The organism is Bradyrhizobium viridifuturi, assembly GCF_001238275.1.
In the GTDB taxonomy this organism is placed as follows: domain Bacteria; phylum Pseudomonadota; class Alphaproteobacteria; order Rhizobiales; family Xanthobacteraceae; genus Bradyrhizobium; species Bradyrhizobium viridifuturi.
Genome location: NZ_LGTB01000097.1, coordinates 1 through 6,240 on the forward strand (window position 1 = coordinate 1; position 6,240 = coordinate 6,240).

Below are 6,240 nucleotides of genomic sequence, written 5' to 3' on the forward strand. Positions count from 1 at the left end.
TCTCCTCGTCTCGTCCTGGCGAAGGCCAGGACCCATACCGCGTGATCCATCGAGCAGGGAGGTCGCAGTACCGCGGCACGGCCAGCCTTCGCCAAACTCCGCCCTGTGGTTATGGGTCCCGGCTTTCGCCGGGACGACGGCGGAAAGCATGGCGATCGCTTGTCAGGGACGACAGCGGAGGGTGTGGCGGCGACGCCTACCGCCCCTTCGCCTTCCGCCAGACCGCAAAATCCTTCAACGTCTGCTCATCCGTCGCCGGGTAAAGACCAAAGATGCCGCGGCCGTTCTGCACCTGCTCGGTGACGAAATCCTCGAACGCCGTCATCTCGAAGGTCTCGTTTGCGATCTCGTCGGCGAGATGCGCCGGGATCACGATGACGCCGTCGCTGTCGCCGAGGATCACGTCGCCCGGAAACACTGGCGCGTCGCCGCAGCCGATCGGCACATTGATCTCGATCGCCTGATGCAGCGTCAGATTTGTTGGCGCGCTCGGGCGATGGTGAAACGCCGGGAAGCCGAGCCGCGCGATCTCGGCGGAATCGCGGAAGCCGCCGTCGGTGACGACGCCGGCACAGCCGCGCTTCATCAGCCGCGTCACCAGGATCGCGCCGGCCGACGCCGCGCGCGCATCCTTGCGGCTGTCCATGACCAGCACCGCGCCCGGCGGGCAATCCTCGATCGCCTTGCGCTGCGGATGCGCGCGATCGCGGAACACCTCGATCGTATTGAGGTCCTCGCGCGCCGGCATGTAGCGCAACGTGAACGCCTCACCGACCATGGTCGGCTGATCCGGGCCGAGCGGATGCACATCCTGGATCATCTGGATGCGCAAGCCGCGCTTGAACAGCGCGGTGGCGACAGTGGCGGTGGAGACGGATTTCAGTTTGTTGCGGGTGGTGTCGCTGAGTTTGGACATGGTGCGTTGCTTTCTCCATTCGTCATTCCGGGATGCGCCGAAGGCTTGGGCCCGGAATCCATTTCACCACAGCGCATGCGGCCCGATGGATTCTGGGTTCGCACTACGCGCGCCCCGGAATGACAGCGTCAGTAAATCGACGGCTCCCCGACCGGCTTGCCGAAACCGGTCTCGAGGAAATCGAAGTCGCAGCCTTCATTGGCCTGCTTGATGTGTTTCGAGAACATCCAGCCATAGCCGCGCTCGAAGCGCTTTTCGGGCTGCTTCCACGCTGCGCGGCGTTTGGCGAGCTCGGCCTCCGGCACATCGAGATCGATGGTCCGCGCGGCGACGTCGAGCGTGATGCGGTCGCCGTTCCTGACCAGCGCCAGCGGGCCGCCGATAAAGGATTCCGGCGAGACGTGCAGGATGCAGGCGCCATAGCTGGTGCCGCTCATCCGCGCGTCCGACAGCCGCACCATGTCGCGCACGCCCTGCTTCACAAGCTTGGTCGGGATCGGCAGCATACCCCATTCCGGCATGCCCGGCCCGCCCTGCGGGCCGGCATTGCGCAGGATCAGCACATGATCTGCGGTGACATCGAGATCGGGGTCGTCGACCGCCTTCTTCATCGACGGATAGTCGTCGAACACCAGCGCCGGCCCGGTGTGCTTGAGGAAGCGCGGATCGCAGGCACTCGGCTTGATCACGCAGCCGTCCGGCGCGAGATTGCCCTTCAGCACCGCCAGCGCGCCCTCCTTGTAGATCGGGTTTTCCACGGTGCGGATGACGTCGTCGTTGTGAACTTCGGCACCCTCGATGTTCTCGCCGAGTGTCCTGCCAGTGACCGTCAAGCAGTCGAGATGCAGATGCCGCTTGATGCGGTTCATCAGGCCGGGCAGCCCGCCGGCGTAGAAGAAATCCTCCATCAGATAGAGGTCGCCGCTCGGTCGCACATTGGCGATGACCGGTACCTTGCGGCTCGCGATCTCGAAATCATCGAGCGAGATGTCCTGGCCGGCGCGGCGCGCCTGCGCGATCAGATGGATGATCGCGTTGGTCGAGCAGCCCATCGCCATCGCGACCGTGATGGCGTTCTCGAAGGCTTTGCGGCTCTGGATCTTCTGCGGGGTCAGATCCTCCCACACCATCTCGACGATGCGGCGGCCGGCCTCCGAGCTCATGCGGATATGGTTGGCATCGGCTGCGGGGATCGACGAGGCGCCGGGCAAGGTCATGCCGATCGCTTCCGCGATCGCTGTCATCGTCGAGGCCGTGCCCATGGTCATGCAGGTGCCGTAGCTGCGGGCGATGCCGGCCTCCATGTCCACCCAGTCCTTGTCGGAGATTTTTCCGGCGCGGCGCTCGTCCCAGTATTTCCAGGCGTCCGAGCCGGAGCCCAGCGTCCTGCCCTTCCAATTGCCGCGCAGCATCGGCCCGGCCGGCAGATAGATCGCCGGCAGATTCATGCTGGTGGCCCCGAGCAGCAGCCCGGGCGTCGTCTTGTCGCAGCCGCCCATCAGCACCACGCCATCGACCGGATGGCCACGCAGCAGTTCCTCGGCATCCATCGCCAGCATGTTGCGGTAGAGCATCGTGGTCGGCTTCAGCAGCGATTCCGACAGCGACAGCGCCGGCAGCTCCAGCGGAAAGCCGCCGGCCATCAGCACGCCACGCTTGACGTCATCGACCCGGCTCTTGAAGTGCATGTGGCAGGGCTGCGCATCCGACCAGGTGTTGATGATCGCGATCACCGGCCGGTCGCGCCATTCCTCCGGCGCGTAGCCCATCTGCATCGCGCGCGAGCGGTGGCCGAAGGCTCTGAGATCGTCGGGCGCGAACCAGCGCGCGCTGCGCAACTGATCCGGCGTCTTGTTCTTCTTGGTCATCTTGGATGCGCCATGTGTTTGGTCGTGCGTGTCGACATTGCTCGCGCGCCGTCGGCGCGCATGCCCTGGGCCACGGATATACAGGATTTCCGGACGTGTCGTCCCGCGACTGGCGCAGACGTGCCGTTCGCCGCCCGCGCCTGCTTCACAACTTGGTGCAGATCCGCATCGCGGCCGAGCGTGCGGTGCACAAACTCCGCGAAGTGGAAACCGGAGCGCAAGCCAGCCCTGACCGGCCTCGGCTTACTTCTGCTGCGCCGTCATCACGATGCGGACGAGATCGGCGGCATTGCGCGCACCGAGCTTCTTCATGATGTTGGCGCGGTGGTCCTCGATCGTCCGCGGGCTGATCCCGAGGTGACGCCCGGCCTCCTTGTTGGAGGCGCCGGCCGTGAATTGCTCGAGCACCTCGCGTTCGCGGCGGGTCAGCGGCTCACGCCCCGGGAAGTGCAGCGAAGCGATGCGCGACGCCGAGGTCTCGGCCTGGCGCCTGGTATAGGCGTCGATCGCCTCATTCAGGCGGCTGACGATCTCGTTGCCGCGGAACGGCTTCTCGATGAAATCGAGCGCTCCGTTCTTGATGGCGCTGACCGCCATCTGAATGTCGCCCTGGCCGGAAATCATGAAGATCGGCGCCGGGTAGTCCTCGCCGTGCAGCTCCCGCAGGATATCGAGGCCGGATTTGCCGGGAATGTGCACATCGAGCAGGATGCAGGCTGGCGTCCTGCTGCGCGCCACTGCGAGCAGCGCGGCACCGTCCGCAAAGCAGATCACCTTGTAACCGGCGGTCGACAGGACCACGGAAAGCGTCTCGCGAACGGCGGGGTCGTCGTCGACTACGAAGATTTCCCCGCGAGGAGCGCCATTCTCAACCATATGCATCGTCCATCAGTGGTGAAGCGTGCTGCCCAGATTGCACAAGAACCAGTTCGACCATCTCGATCAATGGACCCGTATTTGTACGGGACGTCCGCTTAACGCACAAGTAGCACCGCGCTCCCTAAAAGTAGGGGCAGTGGAGAAACATGCATGGAAAATGCAGCGGCGGACGGCGTTGCGGTGTGCTTGGACGAAGGTAGCGATCCCTACAGCCTGATCGTAGCGGACCTGGTCGCGCTGATCGGCCATGTCCGGGCGAGCCTGCGGCTGATCGAGGCGGCGATCGCGCGCGAGGCATTTCTGGCCGAGCAGGACGCTGCCGCCAACATCGTCGTGCTTGACGACGTCACCCCACGCTACGCCGTCGCCTCCACGACCCTGAAGGCTTGCGACACCGGCCTCGGCAGGGCGCTCGATCGGCTGTGCGATTCAGACGCACCGGCGCGCTTGCTGAACTGATCGGCAGGACCGGCCCCCGCCGGGTTCGACACGTCAGTGCGGTTCGTCCCGACGACGCCCCAACCCTCGAGGCGACGATCCGTTCCAATTCCTGATTTCCAGCAGATGCGGCACGCCCAGCCCGGTCAGGCTTTGGTGTCAGGCCTCGTTGACAGCCTTTGGCGTCACGCCCTGGCCCGCTCTTCGTCGGAGCCGGAGCGCCGCTTGCTCGGCTTGCCCTTCAGGAAGCTGATGTCCATTTCGGTGCCGTTGACGCGGACCAGTTCGCAGCGGCGATAGGCGAGCCCGGTCGACGACAGCAAAAGGAAGAACTCCTTCAGATTGAGTCCCTGAATGGAACCCTCGACGGTCAACGCCGCGTCATTGTCGGAGATGGCATTGAGCTGGCAGTCGCGCCGCCAGGTGCCGTCGATGGCCATGATGCAGACATCGACGCCCCGGCTGAACGTAACTCGCTCGATGGATTTGCCGTCCTCCGTCATCGCTCAGTATCCGACCGCCATGGCAGGCCGCGGCATCGCCAGCGCCGCACGCACGCCGCTCGGCCGGTACAGGCCACGTCGCTCGGGAAGCGGCTTGAACGTGTCGGTCAGGCCGACCACGGTCTCGGCGGCGCCGAGCACCAGGAAGCCGTCGGCCTCCATCAACCGGGCGAGACGGTTGAAGATGTTGATCTTGGTGTCCTGATCGAAATAGATCAGCACGTTACGGCAGAACACCACATCGAACGCGCCGAGCTGGGAGAAATCGTGCAGCAGGTTGAGCTGACGGTGCTGCACCATCGCGCGCAACTCGGGATTGATCTGCCAGAACTCGCCCGTCTGCTTGAAATACTTCACCAGCATCTGGATCGGCAGCCCGCGCTGCACTTCGAACTGGCTGTAGATGCCGGCCTTCGACTTCTCCAGCACCTCCTGCGACAGATCGGTCGCAACGATCTCGACCCGCCATCCCGCGAGCGCCGCGCCCATTTCCTTGAGGCACATCGCCAGCGAATAGGGCTCCTGGCCGGTGGAGCCGGCGGCGCACCAGATCCGGACGCTGCGGCGCGCGGCCCGCGCCTTCAGGACCTCGGGCATGATGGTGTCGCGGAAATGGTCGAACGGCACCTTGTCGCGGAAGAAGAAGGTTTCATTGGTGGTCATGGCTTCGACCACCTGGACGGTGTGCGTCGACGAGCCGGCCTTGATCTTGGCGATCAGGTCGGGGATGCCGGACAGGCCGCATTTGCGCGCCAGCGGCAGCAAGCGGCTCTCGATCAGATATTGCTTGTCCGCGGACAGATCGAGACCGGAATGGTCCTTCAGGAGCTTACGCAGATACTCATAGTCGGGGGGCGTCACGGGAGCCTCGCAAAGGCAAAGGGTGAAACAGGGTGTCAGACTTCGGCCGGCGTATCGAGCGCCAGCAGGCCCACTTCCTGGAATTTCGCGATCACGATGTCCTTGTCGAACGGCTTCATGATGTATTCGTTGGCGCCGGCATGCAGCGCGCGCGAGATGTGGTCGATGCCGTTCTCGGTGGTGCAGAACACCACTTTCGGCACGTCGCCGCCGGCCATGCGGCGGAGTTGCACGAGGAATTCGAAGCCGTCCATGACCGGCATATTCCAGTCGAGCAGCACCGCGTCCGGCATCGCCTGTTTGCAGGCTTCGAGCGCGACCGCGCCGTCCTCGGCCTCGATGACGGTGAACTCCATTCCTTCGAGGATACGGCGCGCGATCTTTCGCACCACACCGGAATCGTCGACGACAAGACATGTCTTCATATGTTGGCCTCCTTGTAGAATCCGCCGTCTCCGCGGCGGAGCGTTACGCTGCGGCAGCTGTTCTGGGCACCAGTTCGAGCACGCGATCGATATCGAGGACGACCATGAGCTGGCCGTCGAGGCGGTGGACGCCGCCGGCGAGCTTGGCCATGCGGGGATCGAGATTGACCGGGTTGTCCTCGCGGCTGTCGTCGGGCAGCCGCAGCACCTCGCCGATCTGGTCGATCAGCAGGCCGTAGGATTCGCCGCGCTGGTCGACCCCGACCGCCATCGGCAGCTTGCCGTCGTCGGCCTTCGGCAACCCGAGCCGGGCGCGCATGTCGACCACGGTGACGATGCGGCCGCGCAAA

8 protein-coding genes are annotated in these 6,240 nt (G+C 64.7%); 1 reads left to right on the forward strand and 7 read right to left on the reverse strand.

The window, feature by feature from the left end; translation table 11 throughout:
- Nucleotides 1-196 precede the first annotated feature (196 nt).
- From ALC15_RS40595 to ALC15_RS40605, 3 genes are all read right to left on the reverse strand, one after another.
- Nucleotides 197-916 (reverse strand): ribonuclease activity regulator RraA, encoded by a 720-nt coding sequence (locus tag ALC15_RS40595; protein WP_050632107.1) that lies wholly within the window; start codon nt 914-916, stop codon nt 197-199.
- Nucleotides 917-1,044: 128 nt separating this feature from the next.
- Nucleotides 1,045-2,784 carry an L-arabinonate dehydratase gene (gene araD / locus ALC15_RS40600; RefSeq protein ID WP_050632108.1) on the reverse strand — a complete coding sequence of 580 codons (1,740 nt, stop codon included), beginning with the start codon at nt 2,782-2,784 and terminating at the stop codon, nt 1,045-1,047.
- 243 nt (nt 2,785-3,027) lie between these two features.
- The gene (locus ALC15_RS40605; protein ID WP_050632109.1) at nt 3,028-3,660 is read right to left on the reverse strand and encodes a response regulator transcription factor; all 633 of its coding nucleotides are present in this window, start codon (nt 3,658-3,660) and stop codon (nt 3,028-3,030) included.
- A gap of 153 nt (nt 3,661-3,813) precedes the next feature.
- Here ALC15_RS40605 and ALC15_RS40610 point away from each other — a divergent pair, with 153 nt between their 5' ends.
- Complete coding sequence (locus ALC15_RS40610) at nt 3,814-4,122, forward strand: hypothetical protein (protein ID WP_050632110.1); 309 nt, start codon at nt 3,814-3,816, stop codon at nt 4,120-4,122.
- A gap of 164 nt (nt 4,123-4,286) precedes the next feature.
- Here the strand turns inward: ALC15_RS40610 and ALC15_RS40615 are convergent, their stop codons facing one another.
- The 4 genes from ALC15_RS40615 to ALC15_RS40630 form a co-directional block, all read right to left on the reverse strand.
- Entirely contained in the window at nt 4,287-4,604 is a 318-nt protein-coding gene (locus tag ALC15_RS40615) for a hypothetical protein (RefSeq protein WP_050404430.1), read from the reverse strand.
- 3 nt (nt 4,605-4,607) lie between these two features.
- Complete coding sequence (locus ALC15_RS40620) at nt 4,608-5,465, reverse strand: CheR family methyltransferase (protein WP_050632111.1); 858 nt, start codon at nt 5,463-5,465, stop codon at nt 4,608-4,610.
- A 35-nt stretch (nt 5,466-5,500) separates the two neighbouring features.
- The gene (locus ALC15_RS40625; protein WP_050632112.1) at nt 5,501-5,890 is read right to left on the reverse strand and encodes a response regulator; all 390 of its coding nucleotides are present in this window, start codon (nt 5,888-5,890) and stop codon (nt 5,501-5,503) included.
- 43 nt (nt 5,891-5,933) lie between these two features.
- Nucleotides 5,934-6,240, reverse strand: a 307-nt coding sequence (locus ALC15_RS40630) for a chemotaxis protein CheW (protein ID WP_200914753.1), incomplete at its 5' end; no start/stop codon positions are given.